Source organism: bacterium (genome assembly GCA_019637795.1).
GTDB lineage: Bacteria > Desulfobacterota > Binatia > HRBIN30 > CADEER01 > JAHBUY01.
In genome coordinates, this window is sequence record JAHBUY010000010.1 from 99,600 (window position 1) to 119,606 (window position 20,007).

Here is a 20,007-nt window from a genome sequence, read left to right on the forward strand (position 1 = left end):
GACCTGAGATGAAGCAATTCACCAAGGTGATCGTCCTCGCCAGCCTGGCGCTGGCGACCGCCGGCGCCCGGTCCGCCTTCGCGGCCGCCGCCTGCGGCAACCTCAACAACGACGCGTCGGGGGTGACCTCGACCGACGTCACCATCCTCGGCCAGTGCGCCGCCGGCTCGTGCCCGACCATCAGCGGCGCCGGCATCTGCGGCACCGGCAACGCGCTCGACTGCGGCGACATCGTCAAGGACGGCGTCGTCGACGCCCTCGACGTCGACGCCCTGCGCATCCACGTCACCGGCGGCGATCCGTTGTACGACATCTGCAACGGCCCCGGGCCCAACATCTCCTGCCCGGGTGGCACCGTGACGCTCGGCTCCCCGAACCCGCAGGCCATCACCAGCAGCCAGACCTGGCCGAAGACCTGCAAGGTCATCCTCGGCGGCCTGGTGACGATCGAGACCCCGCCGGGCGCTCCGGCCACCGTCCTCACCATCGAGCCCGGCAGCGTGGTGCGTGGCGCGCTCGGCACCACCACCGCCAACCCGTCGGCGCTGATCTTCGAGCAGGGCTCGCGCATCGACGCCAACGGCGACCCCGCCAACCCGATCATCTTCACCAGCAATGGCACGCCGACGACGCGCCTGAAGGGTGACTGGGGCGGCGTGGTCTTCAACGGCCGCGGCACGGTCAATGGCCCGGGGTGCAACTTCACTTCCGAAGGCCTGCCGTTCAGCTTCGGCGGCTGCGAGGCGGACTACAATGCCGGCCGCGCCACCTACATCCGCGTCGAGTTCGCCGGCCTGACCTTCACGCCGAACAACGAGCTGAACCTGTGGACGATGAACGGCCTCGGCACCCAGACCCGCATGTCCTACATGGAGGCGGTCAACGGCTCCGACGACTGCTTCGAGTGGTTCGGCGGCACCTCCAACCATGACCACCTGGTCACCGCCGCCTGCGCCGACGATGCCCTCGACTACCAGCTCGGCTTCACCGGCACCGTCCAGCACGCCGTGTACATCCAGAACGGCATCCAGACAGACACCGGCGCCGATTCGCGCGGCATCGAGGCCGACAACAGCGAGTTCGACAACCTGGCGACGCCGATCTCCAATCCGGCCTTCTGCAACGTCACCCTGGTCGGCGCCCAGAACCAGGCCGGCCGCAACGACGGCTCGGATTCCGGCGTCTTCCTTCGCCGCGGCACCTACGGCCAGTTCGCCAACTTCCTGGTGACCGCCTTCGCCGACAACTGCACCGAGCTGCGCGACACGGCGACCACCAATGGCGCCTGCGTCGACGCCAACGCCGACGGCATTCCCGAGGCGCTCACCGGCAACCTGGTGATCCGCAACAGCGTCATGTACGGCTGCGGCTCCTGTGCCGACTCGGGCGGCGCGCCGTACGAGATCGCCAAGGACGGGGATCCGGGGAACACCGGCGACGCGAACGCCGGCGTCTGCAACGAGACCCTGGCGGCCACCCCGGGGAAGAACTGCGACACCGAGAGCTGGTACGCGCTCCTCCCCGGCAACGCCAATGTGAACGGCGTCCCGCCGACCACGACCTTCAACAACGCGGCGGCCAACATCGACCAGTACCCGGCGATCGACAACACCGGCTGCACGGCGGCGGGCGTGCCCTTCACCTGCTGCAGCGGCGCCGGGACCGGCTCGTGCCGCGCCCTGTGGGATCCGCGGCCCGTGTTCGCGGGGCCGGTGCCGGCGGCCTATGCGTGCCCCAGTCTCAACGCGGTCATGGTGCCGACCACGTATCTGGGCGGCGTGAACCCCGCGGCGTCCTGCACCACGACCGGCGCCTCGCCGGCGTGCGACTGGATGAGCAAGCCGTGGATTGAGTTCAACATCAACTGATCGAGCGCGTTCGGTCGCGCGCGTCTCACCGGAGGGGGTGGCTGCCGCAGCCACCCCCTCCGCCATTTGTCGGCGACCAACCAAGGAGATCCCCGTGTTCCATCGTCATCGTATCGTCCGAGCCGTCGCGGCCTGTTGCCTGCTCGCCGCGCCATCGCTGCTGCACGCCGCCGAGGTGCCGACGCCGAGCCCGGCGCCGGTGCCGACGGTGTGGAGCGGCGAGCGGCCGCCGTTCGGGTTCACGGGCGGCGCCGAGTCGACGGAGGCGCTCCTCGATCAGTTCCTCGCCGCGATCACCGCCGGGGATCTCGAGGCGTTGCACCGCCTGCGGGTCACCAAGGAGGAATACGGCGCCATCATCGTGCCGGGCATGACGCCGAAGGGGCAGCCGCCGCGCACGACGTTCGAGAAGGTCAACACGGTCTTCTTCGGCATGCTCGACAGCCGCAGCCGCTACGCGGCGAAGGCCCTGGTCGATCGCTTCCAGGGCAAGCGCATCGTCAGCCGTCAGGTGACGTTCAGCAAGCCGACGCAGGAGTGGGCGTGGTACACCGCCCGCGGCGAGCTGCGGCTCGTCGTGGTCGACGATCAGGGCGAGTCCTACGAGTTGAAGAGCGGCTGGATCGCCGACGTCGACGGGCGCTACAAGTTCATCGCCTTCAACTGGGACAACTGAGCCGCGCCAGGCGGCGCGGCCGCCGTCCCGCGCTGGCGGTGGCGGGGGATCTCCGCTAGTCGGTGCGCTCACGAGGGGAATTCGCGGTGAGCCGATCCGTGCGCTGGCGTCGTTGGGTGTTGTTGGGTGGGCTCGTGCTCGCCGTCGGAATTCTCGCCGGCCGCCATTGGCTGAGCGGGCGTGGGGTGGCGGCCGACAGTTGGGTGCTGCTCGACCTGGAGGGCGGCTATGCGGAGGAGGTGACCGACGCGCCGCTCGCCCGGCTGCTCGGCGAGCCGTCGATGTCGCTGCTCGATCTGCTGCTGACGATTCGCGACGCCGGCGAGGATCCGCGCGTCGCCGGCCTGGTGGTGCGCATTCGCCCCCTCGCCATCGGCTGGGGCAAGGCGCAGGAGATCCGCGCCGCGCTCGACAAGTTCCGGACGTCGGGCAAGCCGCTGCACGCCTACCTCGAGCTCGAGCTGAGCGGCGGCTCGATGGAGTACTACGTCGCCAGCGTCGCCGACCGCATCCACGTCCCGCCGGGCGCCGCGGCGCCGGTCACCGGCCTGCTGGCGCAGTACGTCTTCCTCGGCGGGGTCTGGGAGAAGCTCGACGTCGACATGCAGGTGCTGAAGATCCGCGAGTACAAGACCGCCGGCGACATGCTCTCCGAGAAGACCATGACGCCGTGGCACCGCGAGATGGCCAACTCGCTGCTCGACAGCATGTACGAGCAGTTGGTCACCGCGATCGCCGAGAGTCGCAAGCTCGAGCCGGCGGCGGTGCGGACGATCATTGACGGCGGTCCGGCGACCCCTGGCGAGCTGCGCGATGCCGGGCTGGTCGACGATGCCCAGTTTCTCGACGAGCTGCGGCTGGCCCTGGTCGGCGCCGACGGCAAGTGGCTGGCGGGCGACGACTATGCCGCGGCCCGCCGCCCCTTGCCCGGGGCGCCGTCGGTGCGCCAACGCATGGCGGTCATCTACGGCGTCGGCACCGTCACCAGCGGCGAGAGCGAGACGCGGCCCGGCGGCGGCGACGGGACGATGGGCGCCGACACCCTGATCGAGGCCTTTCGCGATGCCGCCGAGGACGACGCCGTGTCGGCTATCATCTTCCGCATCGACAGCCCCGGCGGCTCGGCGCTGGCCGCCGATCTGATCTGGCAGGCGGCGCACGCGGCGCGCGAGAAGAAACCGGTGATCGTGTCGATGTCCGACGTCGCCGCCTCCGGCGGCTACTACGTCGCGGCGCCGGCGACCCGCGTCCTCGCCGATCCTGGAACGATCACCGGCTCGATCGGCGTCGTCCTGGCGAAGCCCAACATCCGCGGCCTGCTCGGCAAGCTGGGGATCAACACCGTCGAGCTGCAGCGCGGCGAGATGGCGTCGATGCTGTCGCTCACCGAGAGCTTCACGCCCGCGCAGCTCGCCCGGCTCAACGCCACCATGGAGGCCGTCTACGACCTGTTTCTCGACCGCGTCGCCAGCGGCCGGGCGTTGGAGAAGGCGCAGGTGAACGAGATCGGCCGCGGTCGCGTGTGGACCGGCGCGCAGGCGCTGGAGCGCGGCCTGGTGGACGAGCTCGGCGGCTTCTTCGGCGCCATCAACGCGGCCAAGAAGGCGGCCGGCATCCCGGTCGACGAGCGCGTCGCGTTGACGTTCTACCCGGCGCAGAAGTCGATTCTGACCCGTCTCGCCAAGGCGCTCGGCGGCCGTCTGCTGGCGCAGGCGCCGCCGTGGTGGCGGCAGATCGAGCGCGCCACCGTCGCCTGGCAGTTTCCCGCCGGCAGTGTCCTGACGCTGATGCCGGAGCAGATCACCATCCACTGAGGAGGAGTCCCATGACGCTGCGACGTGCCCTGGCCCAGGGACTGATCCTGCTCGGTAGCTGGTTGCTGGTGCAGGTGCCGGCGAAGGACGAGCACCTCGACGACCCCGGGAGCAACCTGCCGCCGATCGCGAGCTTCACGGTCGTGAAGCAGTTCGATTCGGCCGGCGATTGCGAAGCCTACCGCGACTTCACCCTGCAGGACGGCGCCTACGCGGGGTCGGATGCGATGATGGATCAGGCGTCGCAGCTCCGCTGCGTGGCCGCCACCTCGCTGACGCCGGGCGCCGACCCCACCCCGTCGGCGGCGACGCCGAAGCCCTGAGCCCGCTCGCGCGGCCGGCCGTGCGGGCCAGCCGCGCTCGCGCTCACTCGACCGTCACCCCCCGCCAGAAGGCGACGTAGCCGGCGATCTGCGACGCCGCCTGCTTCGGGGTCGGGTAGTACCACGCGGCGTCCGCGTTCACCTGGCCGTCGACGACGACGTCGTAGTAGCTGGCCACGCCCTTCCAGCCACAGACGGTGTGGGTCTGGCTCGGCCGCAGGTATTCGTGGTGGATCGCGTCGGGCGGGAAGTACTGGTTGCCCTCGACCACCAGGCAGCGGTCGCTCTCGGCGAGGATGGCGCCGTTCCAGATCGCGCGTGGCATGACGACCTCCTGATGATCAACAGCCTACCCGTGATCGCCGACCCGGAACACCACCGCGCCGGGCTCAGGCGTCGGCGATGCCGAGCCGCTTCATCATCCGGTAGAGCGTCGTGCGCTCGATGCCGAGCGCCTGGGCGGCGGCGGCGCGGTTGCGGCCGGCAGCGGCGAGGGCGGCGCGGATGCGAGCCGCGGCGGCGCGGTCGAGGCACTCCTGCAGCGTGCCGTCGGCGGCGGTGAGCGGGGTGGCGCGGGCGGGCGCGTCCTCGAGGAGCAGGTCCTCGGGCATGATCTCCTCGCCGCGGGCCAGCACGACGGCGCGTTCGACGGCGTTCTCGAGCTCGCGCACGTTGCCCGGCCAGCGGTGCGCGGCGAGCGCTGCCAGGGCGTCGGGCCCGAAGCGCAGGGTGCGGCCCGCCTCGCCCGCGAAGCGCTCCAGGAAACGCTCGGCGAGCGGCAGCACGTCCTCGCGCCGCTCGCGCAGCGGCGCGAGGGGCACGGGGATGACGTTGAGGCGGAAGAACAGGTCCTCGCGGAAACGGCCGGCGGCGACCTCGTCGCGCAGGGCGCGATTGGTGGCGGCGACGATGCGGACGTCGAAGCGCCGCGGCGTCGTGCCGCCGACCCGCAACACCTCGCTCTCCTGCAGGACGCGCAGCAACTTGGCCTGGAAGTCGAGGCTGACCTCGCCGATCTCGTCGAGGAAGAGCGTGCCGCCGTCGGCGCGCTCGAAACAGCCGGCGCGTGCCGTCACCGCGCCCGTGAAGGCGCCCTTCTCGTGCCCGAACAGCTCGCTCTCCAGCACCCCCTCGGCGAATGCCTTGCAGTTCACGGCGACGAACGGCCGGGCGACGCGCTCGCTCCAGAAGTGGAGGAGGCGCGCCACCAGCTCCTTGCCGGTACCGCTCTCGCCCTGCACCAGCACGGTGGCGCGGCTGGGCGCGACGCGGCGGATCAGCGCCAGCAGCTCGCGGCTGCGCGGACTCTCGGCGACCATGCCGTCCGGCGCATACCGGCTGCCGACCGCCTGCCGCAGCCAGCGGTTCTCGCGCGTCAGGCGGGAGAGGTCGAGGGCGCGGGCGACCAGCGCCCGCAGCTCGTCGTTGTCGAAGGGCTTGGTCACGTAGTCGAACGCGCCGTCGCGCATCGCCGCCACCGCCGAGGGCACGCTGCCGTGGGCGGTCAGGAGGATCACCGGCAGGTCGGGGCGGGCGGCGTGCAGGCGGCGCAGCAGCTCCAGTCCGTCCATGTCGGGCATGCGGAGGTCGCTGACGACGACGTCGGCGCCGCCGGATTCGACCGCCGCCAGCGCCTCGGCCGCGCTGCCGCACTGCGCGCAGACGTGGCCGTCGCGCTCGAGCGCCATGGCGACCACCGCCGCCATGCGCGGCTCGTCATCGACGATCACGATGCGCGCGGCCATGGCTCGGTTTACCCGTCCGGCCGCCACGATGCCACGCATCGCCATCGAGTGGCGGCGCTTATGTGCCCAATTGGCTGGCCCGTGCCCAGATTCTGAGCAGCAGCGTCATCAGCGGTCCGTCGCGGTGCTCGGCGAACGCAGTCCGCTCCGGAGTCGTCCGCGAGTGGCATTCCCGTTGCTCAGACGCCTGCCATCAGCGCCTCGCGTCGCGGCCGCACGCCGACGCGCGTCGCAATCAAAAGAGGAGGGGTTCCATTGTCACGACTCGCGGCGCGGGGGCGCCGGTCGAGGCTCGTTCGATGGGGAGACATGCCATGAAGAAGGAGCGGCGATGAAGAAGGTCGAGGCGATCGTCAAGCCTTTCAAGCTCGACGAGGTGAAGGAAGCCCTGGGCCGACAAGGCATTCAGGGCATGACCGTGTCCGAGGTGAAGGGCTTCGGGCGGCAGAAGGGGCACACGGAGCTGTACCGCGGCGCCGAATACGTCGTGGACTTCCTGCCCAAGATCAAGATCGAGCTCCTCGTGGATGACAAGGACGCCACCCGGGCGTGCCAGATCATCGAGGAGACCTGCAAGACGGGACGCATCGGTGACGGCAAGATCTTCATCCTGCCGATCGAAGAGGTGATCCGCATTCGCACCGGCGAGCGCGGGTCCGAGGCGGTGTGACATGGCGGCGATGCCACGCACCATCCAACCACCACGCGAGGGGAGGAGCATGGTGAACACCATCAATCATCGGGTACTCACGGTCCTGCGGCCGGCTCTACGGATCGGCGCCTGGGCGGGGCTGGCGTTGCTGTTGTTGCATGCGCTGCCGGCCGGCGCGCAGGAAGGCGAGGCGGCGGATCCGATCGCCGAATTGCTGGCGACGCCGAAGGTCATCACCGACACGCTGTGGGTGATGATCACCGCCATGCTGGTCTTCTTCATGAACCTCGGCTTCGCCATGGTCGAGAGCGGCCTCTGCCGCGCCAAGAACGCGGTCAACATCCTGGCCAAGAACTTCATCGTCTTCGGCGTGTCCTCGTTGGCCTTCCTGATCATCGGCTGGGGGCTGATGTTCGGTGACGGCAACAGCTTCGTCGGCACCAGCGGCCTGTTCTTCGTCGGGGGCGCGGACAACAGCCCGGCGAGCGCCGACGCCTACTCGGGAGTCTACTCGTCGATCTCGTGGGCGACCGTGCCGCTGTGGTGCAAGTTCTTCTTCCAGCTCGTCTTCGCCGGCACCGCCGCCACGATCGTCTCCGGCGCGGTGGCGGAACGGATCAAGTTCCTCTCGTTCACGGTGTTCTGCTTCGTGATCGTCGGCCTGATCTACCCGGTGACGGGGCACTGGATCTGGGGCGGCGGCTGGCTCGCCGGCATGGGCTTCTGGGACTTCGCCGGCTCGACCGTCGTCCACTCGGTGGGCGGCTGGGCGGCGCTGGCCGGCATCCTGTTGCTCGGCCCCCGGATCGGCAAGTACTCGAAGGACGGCAAGACGCTGCCGATCCCGGGCCACAACATGACCTCGGCGACCATCGGCGTGTTCGTCCTCTGGCTGGGCTGGTTCGGGTTCAACCCCGGCTCGACGATGGCGGCCGACGCCCGCGCCATCGCCCACATCGCGGTGACGACCAACACCGCCGCCGCGGCGGCGTCCCTGAGCGCGTTGGTCGCCTCGATCGTCCTGCTCGGCAAGCCGGACCTGTCGATGATCCTCAACGGCTGCCTGGCCGGCCTGGTGGCGATCACCGCCCCCTGCGCCTGGGTGAGCGTCGGCAGCTCGCTGATCATCGGCGTGATCGCCGGCGTCCTGGTCGTGGGCGCGGTGCTCTTCTTCGATCGCGTGCATCTCGACGACCCGGTCGGCGCGCTGTCGGTCCACCTCGTCAACGGCGTCTTCGGCACGCTCGCCGTCGGACTGTTCGCCGATGCGGCGGCGGCGCCGGTGACCGGTCCGGCCAACGGCCTCTTCTTCGGCGGCGGATTCGCCCAGCTCTGGGCGCAGATCGTCGGGGTGGCCACGGTCGGCGGGTACACCCTGGGGGTCTCGCTGGTGGCCTTCGCGGTGATCAAGGCGGTGATGGGTCTGCGGGTCTCGGCGGAGGAGGAGATCGAGGGCCTGGATGTGGGCGAGCACGGCAACAGCGCCTACCCCGACTTCCAGACGGTCACCGTCGGCAGCGGTCTCATCCCGTCCTCCGGTTCCATGCGTCCGCCGGGCGGCGAGGCGGTCTATGCCCATGCGGCGGCCAAGCTGACCACCTCCTGATCCATCCCCAGACCGTCGCACGCGGAGGTGCGGTGGCGGTGGTTGCGCGGCGGGCCCGGCGCGTCGATGAGACGCGCCGGGCTCTTTTTTTTCGCCGCCCCGCGGCGTCGCCAACCTGGGCGCGTGGCGGAGGCGACAGGTGGCGCGGCGCGTGACCGCACCACCCGACGCCAACGCTGAACAGAAGCTGAGCACCGGCGCCTCGCGCCGGATCGATCCGCGCGCCAGCGTGTCCGACTCCGCTGCTGGCACAGGGCGTGCATCACGATGCGCGATCTGGAGGGAGGCGGTGATGGGCGACGATGCATTCTACGAACGGTTGTCGGCGCTGGATCAGACGTTCCTGGCATTCGAGACGGCGAACGCGCCGATGCACGTGGCGCTGACCGGGATCTTCGATCCCGGCTCGCTCGCCACCGACGACGGCGGCGTCGACATCGGTCGCATCCGTCGCCACATCGCCTCGCGCCTGCGCTTCATCCCGCGCTACCGCCAGCGGGTGGTCACGCTGCCGCTGCTCAACGACGTCGTCTGGATCGACGACGACCGCTTCGACCTCGGCTACCACGTGCGCCACGCCAGCCTGCCGCGGCCCGGCGGCAAGCGGCAGTTGCAGCGGCGCTGCGCCGAGATCCTCGAGCGTCCCCTCGATCGCCGGCGGCCGCTGTGGGAGCTGTGGATCATCGAAGGGCTGGAGGGGGGCGGCTTCGCCATGGTGGCGAAGGTGCACCACTGCATGGTCGACGGCATCGCCGGCATCGATCTGCTGGCGGCGCTGCTCGGCACCGAGCCGTGCGAACGGATCGAGCCGGCCGAGCCGTGGCAGCCGCGACCGGCGCCGCGCGAGCGCGACGTCGTGGTCGACGAGCTGCGGCGGCGCGCCAGCACCTCGCTCGGCGCGGTGCGCCGGCTCGGCGACTGGCTGCGCGCCCCGCGCGAGACGGGACGCGCCGCCGGCGCCGGCGCGTCCGCGTTCATCCGCTTGCTCGGCAAGCTGGGCGGCGCCCCGGCGACCCCGTTCAACCAGCCGATCGGCCCGCACCGCCGCATCGACTGGTTCTCGATCAGCCTCGCCGAGGTGAAGGCCATCCGCGGCCGCCTGGGCGGGACGCTGAACGACATCGTGCTGACCACGGTGGCGGGCGCGATCGGCCGCTTCCTCGCCAAGCGGCGCGTCTACCCCAGCGGCGAGCTCCGCACCGTCGTGCCGGTCAGCGTTCGCGCCACCGACGAGCGCGGCGCCACCGGCAACCGCGTCTCGGTGTGGCTGACGACCCTGCCGATCACCGAGCGCGATCCGCTGCGCCGATTGGCCACGGTCAGCGCCGCCACCGCGGCGCTGAAGGAGGATCAGGACGCGATGGGGGCGGCGCTGCTGACACAGGCGGCGGAGCTCACCACCGGCAACGTCGTCAACCTGATCGCGCGCCTGATCAACAGCGCCCGACGCTTCAACCTGATCGTCACCAACGTCCCCGGACCGCCGCTGCCGTTCTACCTGCTGGGCGCGCGCATGGTGGCGGCCTACCCGCACCTGCCGCTGTTCGAGAACCAGGGGCTCGGGGTGGCGCTGCTCAGTTATGCCGGCACGCTGTCGTGGGGGATCGGCGCCGATTGGCACCAGATGCCGGACCTCGCGGACTTCATGACCATGCTCGAGGCGTCCTTCGCCGAGCTGCGCGAGGCGGCGGGCGTCGCCGCCCCGGCGGCCGGGGAGCCGCAGCTCATCGTCCACCAGGGCGGGGCGGCGGCTACCCCGACAGCAGCGCCGGCAGGCGCTCGAGGCACAGTCGCACGAAGGCGCGTAGGGTTTGCGGCTGGTGGTCCTCGGCGCGCAGTCCCAGGCCCCAGGCTCGAGCGAGGCCGCTCTTCCCGATCGTGAGGCCGGCGAGCCGGTCGGCGGCCAGGTCGTCGGCGACCGCCCAGCGCGGCACGATGGCCAGGCCGAGACCGGCCCGCACCATGCTCGCCACCGCGCCGAGGTGGTCGAGCTCCATGACGATGCGCGGGAAGATGCTGGCTTCCAGCAACGCCCGCTCGACGAGCCGGAAGGTCGCGCTGCGGCGCTCGTAGACCAGCAGCGGCTGTCCGGCGAGCTCGCGCAGCTCGAGCCGCTTGCGCGACGCGAAGGCGTGGCTCGGGGCGGTGATCACCACCAGCTCGTCGCGGCCGATCTCGAAGATCCGCAGCTTGGGCTCGCCGACCGGCAGCGACAGCAGGCCGACGTCGAGGTCGCCCTCGAGCAGGCGTTCGATGGAGGTCGGCGATGGTCCGCTCTGCACGCGCAACTCGACGCGCGGGAACTCGGCATGGAAGGCCTGCAGGATCGGCGGCAGCAGGTGTTCGCAGGCGGCGCCGCCGGCGCCGATCCGCAGCACGCTCGCGCCGGTGGCGTCGTAGACGGTGAGCATGCGCTGCGCTTCGTCCACCTTGGCGAGGATCTGGCGCGCGTAGTGGAGCAGGAGCTCGCCCGCCGGGGTCGGCCGGACGCCGGTGCCCGAGCGCACCAGCAGTTTGACGCCGAGCTGCCGCTCCTGGGCGGCGATCTGTTGGCTGATCGCCGACTGGCTGAGCCCCAGGCGGCGTCCGGCGCGGGTGAAGCTGCGCACGTCGACGATGGTGACGAAGGTGCGCAACAGGCGGGCGTCGAGCTCGGGACGCCGGCGTTCGATCGCGGCGCGGGCGGGGGCGTCGGCAGCGTCGTCGAGGGGGCGCTGCGGAATCTGTTTCGAGGCTCTCATGGGATGTGACTCCATCCGCGTTGGCGGCGCGGCTCAGTGGTCGGCGATCCGGTCATCAGCGCCATGGATGGACGGCGGTCGCGCCGTTGATGCGGACTGCGCTGCCCAAGGTCAGGGCAGCGTGGGCGCGACGCAGGCAGCGGGCCGCCCCCGCCGGGGTCGGAACGGCCACGCGGTCGCTGCAAGAGAGCCCTTGTGCCACAAGGGCTGACGGCATCGTGTCCCCTCCCTGGATGGCGCCGCCGACGGCATGTCCGCGGCGCGTGGGGAGGATCAGCACAAGCGATGCCAGCGCCGGCACGCCGCGCCACGGGTGTCTGGCTGCTCACGTCGAAGGCGCATGCCCACGCGATGGGCACGCGCGGACGGACACGGCGGACTTCGCGCATCACCGGCGCGCCGCTGCGGCGCTGGCATGCGCAATGCTCTCATCTGAGGCCAGACGCACGATCCTCGCGTCTGGAACGCAACGCGGGGAGCCACAGACGCTGCCCACGGATGTGGCTCCCCGCCCCCCCTTCTGCAACGAGGCTGGCGTGGCGCGGAGAGCCCTGATCGTGGACGACGACCGATCCGTCCGCTTCGTCATCCGCGAGGCGCTGCGCGGCCAGGGTTGGGAGGTCGAGGAAGCGGACGACGGCGCGCTGGTCGAGGAGCGGTTGGAGTCGGCGCGCTACGACCTGTTGCTGCTCGACCTCTACATGCCGGGGATGAACGGTTACGAGGTGCTGCGCCGCATCCGCCAGCCGCATGGCGGGGTGCTGCCGGTGTGGAAGACCCGACCCGACGTGCGCATCGTGGTGCTCTCCGGCGCCGCCGGGCAGGGCGGCCTCGACTTCGCGGAACGCCTCGGCGCCGACACCTGCCTGCGCAAGCCGTTTGACGTCGCCGACATCCTCGCCGCGGCGCGCGGCCGTTGACGACGCCTGCCTGGCGCCGTCCTCCAGGGGGCGGTCGCGGGGCGATCGCTCAGGGGGCGGGGTCGGGCGCGCCGGCGGCGGGCGCGCCGAGCGGTTGCGTCAGCGTCGCGATGGTGACCGCGCCGCCGGCGCGGGCCGCGTCCATGGTCTGCATGGCGTCGGCGAACGGGACGTCGTCGGCGGCGTCGAAGAACAACACGTGGTCGGTGCGCGCCGCGAACATGCGGCGCAGGCGGTCGGGCAGCTCGTCGCGGGTCAGGGTGACGCCATTGACCGTGATGACGCCATCGGCGGCGAGGCTGAGCACCAGCGGCGGCTGCGGCTCGGCGGCGGGCTGCTCGACCTCTTCCTTCTCCTGCTTCGGGGTGTGGACGTAGAAGCGCCGCGCCGCCACCGGTGTCATCGCCATGAAGATGATGAGCAGCACCAGCACGACGTCGATCAACGGCGTCACGTTCATGTCCGGCGCCGGCCGCTTGCTCCCCCGACCGGCTCCCAGATCCATCGCCATCGGCTCAGCCTCCGGTGGTGCTGCCGTCGGCGGCGCCGGGCTCGCGCCGGTCGATCACGTTGACCCCGAAGGCCATGCCCTGAAAGCCGATCTCGCGCAGCCGGTTCTGCAGCTCGCGGGTATCGCCGTAGCGCATGGTGGCGTCGGCGCGGACGACGAGGCGGCGGGTGGGATTGGCGGCGTGCTCGGCCTCGAGCACGTCGATCAGGCCGTCGAGGTCGTACGCCTGGTTGTGGAAGTGGTACTCGCCCTTCTGTTTCACGTGCACCTTGAAGGGCTCGCCGTTCTGGGTCTCGGGGTCCGGGTTGAAGATGCTCGGCAGATCGATCTGGACGTCCTGGTCGAGCTGCGGAATCACGACCATGAAGATGATGAGCAGCACCAGCACGACGTCGACCAGCGGCGTGACGTTGATGGTGGGCCGCACGCCGCTGTCGGGCGAGCGGCGACCGATGCTGGCGCCTTTCACGCGCGCGCCCCGGCGATCGCGGTTTCGAGGCGCACCGGCTTGGCGGCGGCCGGTTCCGGCGTGGCGCGGCGCTCCGGCGTCGCCCCGCTCGGCGCCGCGGCGCGGCGCTCCTCCCAGTCGTCGATGGTGTCGAGCAGCTCGCCCGCCGAGTGCTGCAGCAGCAGCTCTTCGCGGGCGATCACGTTCGACAGGTAGTTGAACACCAGCACCGCCGGGATGGCGACGGCGAGACCGAGCGCGGTCTCGATCAGCGCCTCCGAGATGCCGGCCGAGACCGCCGACAGGCCGCCGGAGCCGGTGGCGGCGATGCCCTGGAAGGCGGAGATGATGCCGACCACGGTGCCGAGCAGGCCGATGAACGGCGCCGTCGAGCCGACCGAGGCGAGCACGCTGGTGCCGCGGCGCAGGTCGGTGCCGACCTCCTCCATGAAGCGCTCCAGGTGGCGGCGGCTGCGCTCGGCCGGCGGCAGGCCGCCGATGTCGGCGGTCTCCAGCGCATGCTGATAGGCCTGCAGCGCCGAGCGCACGATGTGCGCCAGGTGGGCGTGCTTGTAGGCCGGCGTGGCGGCGCGGGCGATGATGGCGTCGATCCGCGCCGCCTTCACGTCGGCGCCGACCGCCGCCGCGAACTGGCGCGAGGCGGCGCGCGAGCGGCGCAGGGTGAACATGCGCTCGACGAAGACGGTCAGCGAGGCCAGGCCGAAGGTCATCAGCACGCCGGCGATGATCATCGCCGGCACGCCCATGTGGGCCCAGATATCCGCGAAGTTGAACGACATCACGACACTCCTTCTCGGCGACGGGCGCCGCTCATGCCTTGAGGCGGAAGCGGATCTCGATGGTGTGCCGCACCGAGATCGCCTGCCCCTGGTACTGCCCCGGTTCGTAGCGCCATTTCTTCAGCTCCTTCTCGACGAAGGTGCGGAAGGGCTCGTCGCCCTGGGCGATCGTCACCTCGTCGAGATAGCCGTCGGCGCGCACCACGCACTTCACGATCACGACCCCGGCGATCTTGTCGGCGAGCGCCTTGGGTGGGTACTCGGGCTTCTTGTTCTGGCGCCGCGGCTTCGGCGCGATGGCGCCCTTCGGCAGCCCCTCGAAGACGCCGACCATGTCGCCCGCGGCGTCCCCCCATCCCCCCTCGAGGCCGGCGGGGTCGCCGGTCCCGGGCTCGCCGTAGACGGCCACGCCCTGATCGAGGCTGGGATCGGCTTCCGCCGGCGCCTCGAGCGGCATCTCGCGTGGCGCCTCCAGCGCCTTCGGCGGCGGCGGCGCGTCGAGGCGGCGCACCTTCATGTTCTTCGGCACCGCCGCCGCGGCCGCGGGCGCCTGCTGGCGGGGCTTCGCCTCGACTTTGGGCGGTTCCGGCTTCGGCGGCGGCGCGACCTCGGGTTTGACCACCTTCTCGACGAATTTCACTTCCACCGGCTCCGGCTCGACGATCATCTTCTTGGTGAAGCTGGCGATCACCAGCACCGCCACGCCGAGCAGGACGTAGAGAATGGACGAGGTGAAGAGCGCCGCCGCCCAGTTGCCGGAGACGTGCTCGATCTCGCCGTAGTGGCCGAATGCCGACGGCTGCTCGCTCTCGTCAGCCATCCCGCCCCTCAGCGGTGCGCGCCAGCCGCATCTCTCTCGCCGGGATCCGTCCCCGGAGCGCCGAGATCACCCCTGTGCCTCCAATGCCAATCCGTCGCGCGCTGGACGCACGCCAAGCCCGCACGACCCGAAGGTCTGAATGCGGCGGACGCTACTCGGCGGAGGTTACGGGAGTGTTACGAGCGGGTGAAAACTGTCGTCAGGCGGGTGCGACCAGCCCGTCGACGGCGCGCCGCAGGGATTCGGGGCAGGGGGCGTCGGGCCAGCGCCAGGTGCTGCGGGCGTGCAGCGATCGCTGGCCGCGGAGACTGAGCTGGCAGTCGGTCTCGAAGCGATCGGCGTCGATGGCGGTGACCCAGACCGCGCCGTCGAGCGCGTCGCCGTAGCGGGCGGCTTCGAAGTATTCGAGGTCGTGCGCCAGCAGCCGCGGCCGAGCGGCGGCCGGCGCGGGATCGAGCGTCCAGCCGCGCGCCGCCAGCGCGTCCCAGACGAACTGCTCGACGAAGACGCTGTACTGGGCATTGTTGACGTGGCTGACGGTGTCGAGGTCGGCGAGCTCGACGCGCCGCGTGCCGCGCGCGGCGGCCGCCGGCGGCGCCACCGCCAGGCTGGGGAGCCGCGGCTGGCTGGCGACGCCACCGGGCATCAGCGCGCGCTGCATCTCGACCGGCGGTTGGACCAGGGCGCCGCGCGCCAGGTCGACGTACACCCAGTCGGTGGTGGCGCTGGCGACGGGGCGGTCGTCGCCGTTGCGCACCTCGTACCGGCGCTGCGAGCGGACGCGGCGGATGTCGGCCACCCACGTGCGCACGGTGAGCGCGTCGCGATAGCGGATGGGCGCCAGCATCTCGACCCGCGTCCGGCGGATGATCCACAGGGTCCCGGCGCGCTCGTACCATTCGAGGTCGTAGCCGACCGCGGTCGAGGCGTCGGATGCCGACTGCCAGAGAAACCGCAGCAGCACCGGCGTGCGCAGCTCGCCGAAGGCGTCGACGTCGAAGATGCGTACGGGGAAGGTGGATTCGTGCATGGCAGCCGAGCGGCGTGGCCGGGTGGCCGCCGGGGCAGTCGCCACGCCCGGTCAGCGGTCACCGATCACTCGATCACTGGTCACCGCCCGACCAGCGACGGGTCGCGGCTCAGATCCTTGGTCATGTTCTTGTGGTGGGCCTCCAGGGTGCCGCCGCCGATCTCCAGCAGCTTGGCGTCGCGCCACAGGCGTTCGACGACGTACTCGCCCATGTAGCCGTAGCCCCCGAGGACCTGGATGGCGCGGTCGGCGATCTCCTTGCCGACGCGGGCGGCGAACAGCTTGGTGCCGTCGGCGTCGAGGCGGTTGCCGTGGCGATCGAGATCGAGCCGGCGCGCCGTCTCGTACACGTAGCAGCGCGCCGCCCGGTACTCGGCGTACGACTCCGCGATGTGGCGCTGGATCTGCCCGTGCTCGCGGATCGGCACCCCGAAGGTCTTGCGCTCGTTGGCGTAGCGCACCATCACCTCGAGGCAGCGGCGGGCGATGCCGAGCGACATCGCCGCCAGGGTCAGCCGCTCGAGCTCGAGGTTGCGCATCATGTGCAGCGTGCTCTGGCCCTCCTCGCCGAGCAGGTGATCGGCGGGCACGCGGCAGCCGTCGAACACCAGCTCCGCGGTCATCGAGGCGCGCACGCCGAGCTTCTCCTTCCAGAGCTGGCCGAGCGAGAAACCGGGCGTGTCCTTCTCGACCAGCAGCGTGCTGATGCTGCGTTCGCCGGTGCGGGCGTAGACCAGGAACAGGTCGCCCAGCGTCTGGTCGTCGACGGCGCCGTTGGTGATGAACGTCTTGCGGCCGGTGATCACGTAGTGGTCGCCGTCGCGCCGCGCCGTGGTGCGCATGCCGAGCACGTCCGTGCCGGCCTCCGGCTCGGTCATGCACATGGCGCCGATCTTGTCGCCGCTGATCGCCGGCGGCAGGAAGCGCTGCCGCTGCGCCGGCGAGGCGTTGCGGCAGAAGTTGTTCACGAAGAGCACGCTGTGGGCGAGGTAGGCGAGGCAGAAGCCGGGGTCGGCGCTCGACAGCGCCTCGTGCACCAGCACCGCCGCGGTGGCGTCGAGCCCGGCGCCGCCGTCGGCCTCGGGCACGGTCAGGCCGAGCAGCCCGAGCTCGCCGCAGCGGCGGAAGAGCCCGCGGTTGAACTTCTCCTCGCGGTTGAAGCGCGCCGCCTGGTCTTCGACCTCCTGGGCGACGAGCTGCCAGACGGTGTCTGCCAGGAGGCGGTGCTCCGGGGTCGGCGCGAAGAGATCGAGCGATCGCCAGGCGTCGTCGTGCCATGCCATCGGCCAGGCGATATCGCGGGCGTTGCGGGGGCGCAATGGCCATGGCGGGGGCCGCGCTTGTCAGCGAACGGCGCGGTGTGCTCTCAAGGGCCAACTCGGGGAGGGGCAGTGAGCGATCTGGCGCGCGACTGGAAGTTGTTCATCGACGGCAGGTGGAGCGACGGCGGGGCCGGCACCTTCGCCGTCATCAATCCGGCGACCGAGGAGACGGTGGCGCAGGCGCCGAACGCGAGCGTCGCCGATGTCGAGCGCGCCATCGCCGCGGCGCGGCGGGCGTTCGACGACGGGCCGTGGCGGCGGACGACGCCGCAGGACCGCGCCCGGGTCATCGAACGGCTGGTGGCGGCCCTGGAGACGCGGCGCGATCGCCTGCGCGAGATTCTCATCGCCACCGCCGGCGCCACCTGGGTGTCGCATCCGATCCAGCTCGACCTGCCGTACCAGCTCCTCGCCAACTACGCCGATCTCGTCCGCTCCTTCCACTTCGAGGAGATGCTGCCGGTGGTGGTGAGCGAGACGCCGATGGGGACCACGGTCAACAACTCGATGGTCTACCACCAGGCGGCGGGCGTCTGCGCCCTGATCCCGACCTGGAACTTCCCGTTCTTCACCACCGTGCAGAAGATCGGTCCGGCGCTCGCCGCCGGCTGCACGATGGTGATCAAGCCGTCGCCGTATGGGCCGCTGGTCGACCTGGTGGTCGCCGAGGCGATCGAGGAATGCGAGCTGCCGCCGGGCGTGGTCAACGTCGTCACCGGCGACGCGCCCGCGCTTGGCGCGGCGCTGGTCGAGAGCCCGCTGGTCGACAAGATCAGCTTCACCGGCAGCGCCGTCACCGGCAAGCGCATCATGGCGGCGGCGGCGCCGACCCTGAAGCGCGTGCACCTCGAGCTGGGCGGCAAGTCGGTGGCGATCGTGCTCGACGACATCGATCTCATGCAGGTGGTGCCGTACGCGTCGTCGCCGGCCTTCTTCCACGCCGGCCAGGGGTGCGCGATGTGCACCCGCTTCATGATCCCGCGCGCCCGCCAGGACGCGGCGGCGGAGAGCTTCGCCGGCTTCCTCGGCGGCATGGTCTCGATCGGCGACCCCGCCGACCCGGGCACCATGCTCGGCCCGGTGATCCGCGAGGAGCGGCGGCAGAAGATCGAGGAGTACATCGCCCTCGGCCACCAGGAGGGGGCGCGCCTGGTGACCGGCGGCGGCCGTCCCGCCGACCGGCCGCGCGGCTACTTCCTGCAGCCGACGGTGTTCGCCGACGTGCGCAACGAGATGCGCATCGCCCGCGAGGAGATCTTCGGTCCGGTGCTCTCGATCCTGCCGTTCGACGACGTCGACCAGGCGGTGCGCATCGCCAACGACTCGCCGTACGGGCTGGGCGGCGCGGTCTACGCCAACGACGTCGCCAAGGCCCTGGCCGTCGCCAAGCAACTGCGCACCGGCACGGTGAACATCAACGCCGCGCTCAACCTCCTCAACCTGCCATTCGGCGGCTTCAAGGAGAGCGGCATCGGTCGCGAGGGCGGCCGCTGGGGCATCGCCGAGTACACCGAGGCGCAGGCGATCGCGTGGAAGTGAGGAGGCGGGCCGTCGCGGCCTCAGGGCGTTCCGCCGTTCGAGTCCGGAGAACGGAATTCGCTCGTCGCCGGGCCCTGGCGGCAACCGCCCGACCGCCGCTGTCTCACGCCGTGCCCGGCTCGTAGGTGATCTTCGAGCGCGGCGGCACGGAGTGGACCAGCCACACGTTGCCGCCGATCACCGAGCCCTCGCCGATGACGGTGTCGCCGCCGAGGATGGTGGCGCCGGAGTAGATCGTCACGTTGTCCGCGATCGTCGGATGGCGCTGGGCGTTGCGCAGCGCGTCCTCGCCGCTGCGCGGGATGCTGAGGGCGCCGAGGGTGACGCCCTGGTAGATCTTGACGTTGCGGCCGATGACGGCCGTCTCGCCGATGACCACGCCGGTGCCGTGGTCGATGAAGAAGCGCTCGCCGATCCGCGCCCCGGGGTGGATGTCGATGCCGGTCTCGCCGTGCGCGTGCTCGGAGATGATGCGCGGGATCATCGGCACGCCGTCGCGATAGAGGCAGTGGGCGACGCGATAGGCGGTGATGGCCTCGATCGCCGGGTAGCTGAAGACGACCTCCTCGACGCTCTTCGCCGCCGGATCGCCGTCGAAGGCGGCGAGCACGTCGCTGTTGAGCAGCCGGCGCAGCTCGGGCAGGGCGCGGAAGAAGCGCAGCACGACCTCCTCCGCCCATTCCGGACCGCGCGCCGCGGGATCCCGGCCCATCGCCTTTTCGTAGGTGAAGACGCGGAAGAGCTGTTCGACCAGGATCTCGTACGCCGGGTAGAGGTGCTCGGCGATGGTGTGGCGCAGGTTGTCGGGCGACAGCGGGCGGGTGCTGTAGAAGCCGAGGTAGATGACCGGCTTGATGTGGTTGAACGCCTCGATCACCGCCCGCTTGTTGGGGAGCGCGGCGCTCTCCAGGCTGTTGATGGATTCCGGGCCGCGGTAGCTGTCGACCACCGCATCGATGGCGGCCTCCAGCGCGGCGAGCTTGCTCAGTGGTCGCGCCATGCGGGGAGAAAACCACAACCGCCGTCCAGGCGCCATGCGGGCGGCGGCCGCTGTCCCCGTCCGGGCCCGGGCGCGGGGCTTTCGTCCGCTGGCGTTCTGCGCTAGCTATCGGCGCGATGGACGACGGACCGAGTAGTCGGACGGACCGCCGCGTCGACCCCCGCCGCCGCTGAGGCTTCGCTCGGCGCGTCG

At 71.0% G+C, this 20,007-nt stretch carries 18 protein-coding genes; 8 read left to right on the forward strand and 10 right to left on the reverse strand.

What is annotated here, in order from left to right; genetic code table 11:
• Nucleotides 1–8: 8 nt before the first annotated feature.
• From KF840_26610 to KF840_26625, 4 genes are all read left to right on the forward strand, one after another.
• The gene (locus KF840_26610; protein ID MBX3028482.1) at nt 9–1,868 is read left to right on the forward strand and encodes a hypothetical protein; all 1,860 of its coding nucleotides are present in this window, start codon (nt 9–11) and stop codon (nt 1,866–1,868) included.
• A gap of 94 nt (nt 1,869–1,962) precedes the next feature.
• Nucleotides 1,963–2,544: a hypothetical protein gene (locus KF840_26615; GenBank protein MBX3028483.1), complete on the forward strand. Its 582-nt coding sequence runs from the start codon at nt 1,963–1,965 to the stop codon at nt 2,542–2,544.
• Nucleotides 2,545–2,630: 86 nt separating this feature from the next.
• Nucleotides 2,631–4,358: a signal peptide peptidase SppA gene (gene sppA / locus KF840_26620; protein ID MBX3028484.1), complete on the forward strand. Its 1,728-nt coding sequence runs from the start codon at nt 2,631–2,633 to the stop codon at nt 4,356–4,358.
• Between the two features lie 11 nt (nt 4,359–4,369).
• Nucleotides 4,370–4,681: a hypothetical protein gene (locus KF840_26625; protein MBX3028485.1), complete on the forward strand. Its 312-nt coding sequence runs from the start codon at nt 4,370–4,372 to the stop codon at nt 4,679–4,681.
• A gap of 43 nt (nt 4,682–4,724) precedes the next feature.
• Here KF840_26625 and KF840_26630 read toward each other — a convergent pair whose 3' ends face one another.
• Together KF840_26630 and KF840_26635 are read right to left on the reverse strand one after the other, a co-directional pair.
• Nucleotides 4,725–5,006, reverse strand: coding sequence for a DUF427 domain-containing protein (locus KF840_26630; GenBank protein ID MBX3028486.1), 282 nt, complete (start codon nt 5,004–5,006; stop codon nt 4,725–4,727).
• A 64-nt stretch (nt 5,007–5,070) separates the two neighbouring features.
• Nucleotides 5,071–6,426 (reverse strand): sigma-54-dependent Fis family transcriptional regulator, encoded by a 1,356-nt coding sequence (locus KF840_26635; GenBank protein ID MBX3028487.1) that lies wholly within the window; start codon nt 6,424–6,426, stop codon nt 5,071–5,073.
• Between the two features lie 331 nt (nt 6,427–6,757).
• Between KF840_26635 and KF840_26640 the strand changes: the two genes are divergently transcribed.
• Nucleotides 6,758–7,096 carry a P-II family nitrogen regulator gene (locus tag KF840_26640; GenBank protein MBX3028488.1) on the forward strand — a complete coding sequence of 113 codons (339 nt, stop codon included), beginning with the start codon at nt 6,758–6,760 and terminating at the stop codon, nt 7,094–7,096.
• A 49-nt stretch (nt 7,097–7,145) separates the two neighbouring features.
• Nucleotides 7,146–8,684 (forward strand): ammonium transporter, encoded by a 1,539-nt coding sequence (gene amt / locus KF840_26645; GenBank protein MBX3028489.1) that lies wholly within the window; start codon nt 7,146–7,148, stop codon nt 8,682–8,684.
• 1,751 nt (nt 8,685–10,435) lie between these two features.
• Here amt and KF840_26650 read toward each other — a convergent pair.
• Entirely contained in the window at nt 10,436–11,425 is a 990-nt protein-coding gene (locus KF840_26650) for a LysR family transcriptional regulator (GenBank protein ID MBX3028490.1), read from the reverse strand.
• A gap of 536 nt (nt 11,426–11,961) precedes the next feature.
• Between KF840_26650 and KF840_26655 the strand changes: the two genes are divergently transcribed.
• Complete coding sequence (locus KF840_26655) at nt 11,962–12,345, forward strand: response regulator (GenBank protein ID MBX3028491.1); 384 nt, start codon at nt 11,962–11,964, stop codon at nt 12,343–12,345.
• A gap of 49 nt (nt 12,346–12,394) precedes the next feature.
• Here the strand turns inward: KF840_26655 and KF840_26660 are convergent, their stop codons facing one another.
• The 6 genes from KF840_26660 to KF840_26685 form a co-directional block, all read right to left on the reverse strand.
• Nucleotides 12,395–12,856 carry a biopolymer transporter ExbD gene (locus tag KF840_26660; GenBank protein ID MBX3028492.1) on the reverse strand — a complete coding sequence of 154 codons (462 nt, stop codon included), beginning with the start codon at nt 12,854–12,856 and terminating at the stop codon, nt 12,395–12,397.
• Nucleotides 12,857–12,860: 4 nt separating this feature from the next.
• Entirely contained in the window at nt 12,861–13,325 is a 465-nt protein-coding gene (locus KF840_26665) for a biopolymer transporter ExbD (GenBank protein MBX3028493.1), read from the reverse strand.
• On the reverse strand, nt 13,322–14,107 hold the full coding sequence (locus KF840_26670; protein MBX3028494.1) for a MotA/TolQ/ExbB proton channel family protein: 786 nt from the start codon (nt 14,105–14,107) through the stop codon (nt 13,322–13,324). The genes KF840_26665 and KF840_26670 overlap by 4 nt, the downstream gene beginning before the upstream one ends.
• Before the next feature lie 28 nt (nt 14,108–14,135).
• Nucleotides 14,136–14,924, reverse strand: coding sequence for a TonB family protein (locus tag KF840_26675; GenBank protein ID MBX3028495.1), 789 nt, complete (start codon nt 14,922–14,924; stop codon nt 14,136–14,138).
• Nucleotides 14,925–15,123: 199 nt separating this feature from the next.
• On the reverse strand, nt 15,124–15,954 hold the full coding sequence (locus KF840_26680) for a hypothetical protein (protein MBX3028496.1): 831 nt from the start codon (nt 15,952–15,954) through the stop codon (nt 15,124–15,126).
• A gap of 80 nt (nt 15,955–16,034) precedes the next feature.
• Entirely contained in the window at nt 16,035–17,237 is a 1,203-nt protein-coding gene (locus KF840_26685; GenBank protein ID MBX3028497.1) for an acyl-CoA dehydrogenase family protein, read from the reverse strand.
• A gap of 108 nt (nt 17,238–17,345) precedes the next feature.
• On the opposite strand from KF840_26685, the gene KF840_26690 reads away from it, so the two are divergent.
• Nucleotides 17,346–18,815, forward strand: coding sequence for an aldehyde dehydrogenase family protein (locus tag KF840_26690; protein ID MBX3028498.1), 1,470 nt, complete (start codon nt 17,346–17,348; stop codon nt 18,813–18,815).
• Between the two features lie 103 nt (nt 18,816–18,918).
• Here KF840_26690 and KF840_26695 read toward each other — a convergent pair whose 3' ends face one another.
• Nucleotides 18,919–19,851 (reverse strand): serine acetyltransferase, encoded by a 933-nt coding sequence (locus KF840_26695; protein ID MBX3028499.1) that lies wholly within the window; start codon nt 19,849–19,851, stop codon nt 18,919–18,921.
• Between the last annotated feature and the right edge of the window lie 156 nt (nt 19,852–20,007).

Bases quoted from the DNA above. Each gene is read 5' to 3' on its own strand.
- KF840_26680 (MBX3028496.1), bottom strand. From the start codon at position 15,954: ATGCACGAATCCACCTTCCCCGTACGCATCTTCGACGTCGACGCCTTC.
- KF840_26625 (MBX3028485.1), top strand. From the start codon at position 4,370: ATGACGCTGCGACGTGCCCTGGCCCAGGGACTGATCCTGCTCGGTAGC.
- amt (MBX3028489.1), top strand. From the start codon at position 7,146: ATGGTGAACACCATCAATCATCGGGTACTCACGGTCCTGCGGCCGGCT.
- KF840_26695 (MBX3028499.1), bottom strand. From the start codon at position 19,851: ATGGCGCCTGGACGGCGGTTGTGGTTTTCTCCCCGCATGGCGCGACCA.
- KF840_26630 (MBX3028486.1), bottom strand. From the start codon at position 5,006: ATGCCACGCGCGATCTGGAACGGCGCCATCCTCGCCGAGAGCGACCGC.
- KF840_26650 (MBX3028490.1), bottom strand. From the start codon at position 11,425: ATGAGAGCCTCGAAACAGATTCCGCAGCGCCCCCTCGACGACGCTGCC.
- KF840_26610 (MBX3028482.1), top strand. From the start codon at position 9: ATGAAGCAATTCACCAAGGTGATCGTCCTCGCCAGCCTGGCGCTGGCG.
- KF840_26660 (MBX3028492.1), bottom strand. From the start codon at position 12,856: ATGGCGATGGATCTGGGAGCCGGTCGGGGGAGCAAGCGGCCGGCGCCG.
- KF840_26635 (MBX3028487.1), bottom strand. From the start codon at position 6,426: ATGGCCGCGCGCATCGTGATCGTCGATGACGAGCCGCGCATGGCGGCG.
- KF840_26685 (MBX3028497.1), bottom strand. From the start codon at position 17,237: ATGGCATGGCACGACGACGCCTGGCGATCGCTCGATCTCTTCGCGCCG.
- KF840_26640 (MBX3028488.1), top strand. From the start codon at position 6,758: ATGAAGAAGGTCGAGGCGATCGTCAAGCCTTTCAAGCTCGACGAGGTG.
- KF840_26675 (MBX3028495.1), bottom strand. From the start codon at position 14,924: ATGGCTGACGAGAGCGAGCAGCCGTCGGCATTCGGCCACTACGGCGAG.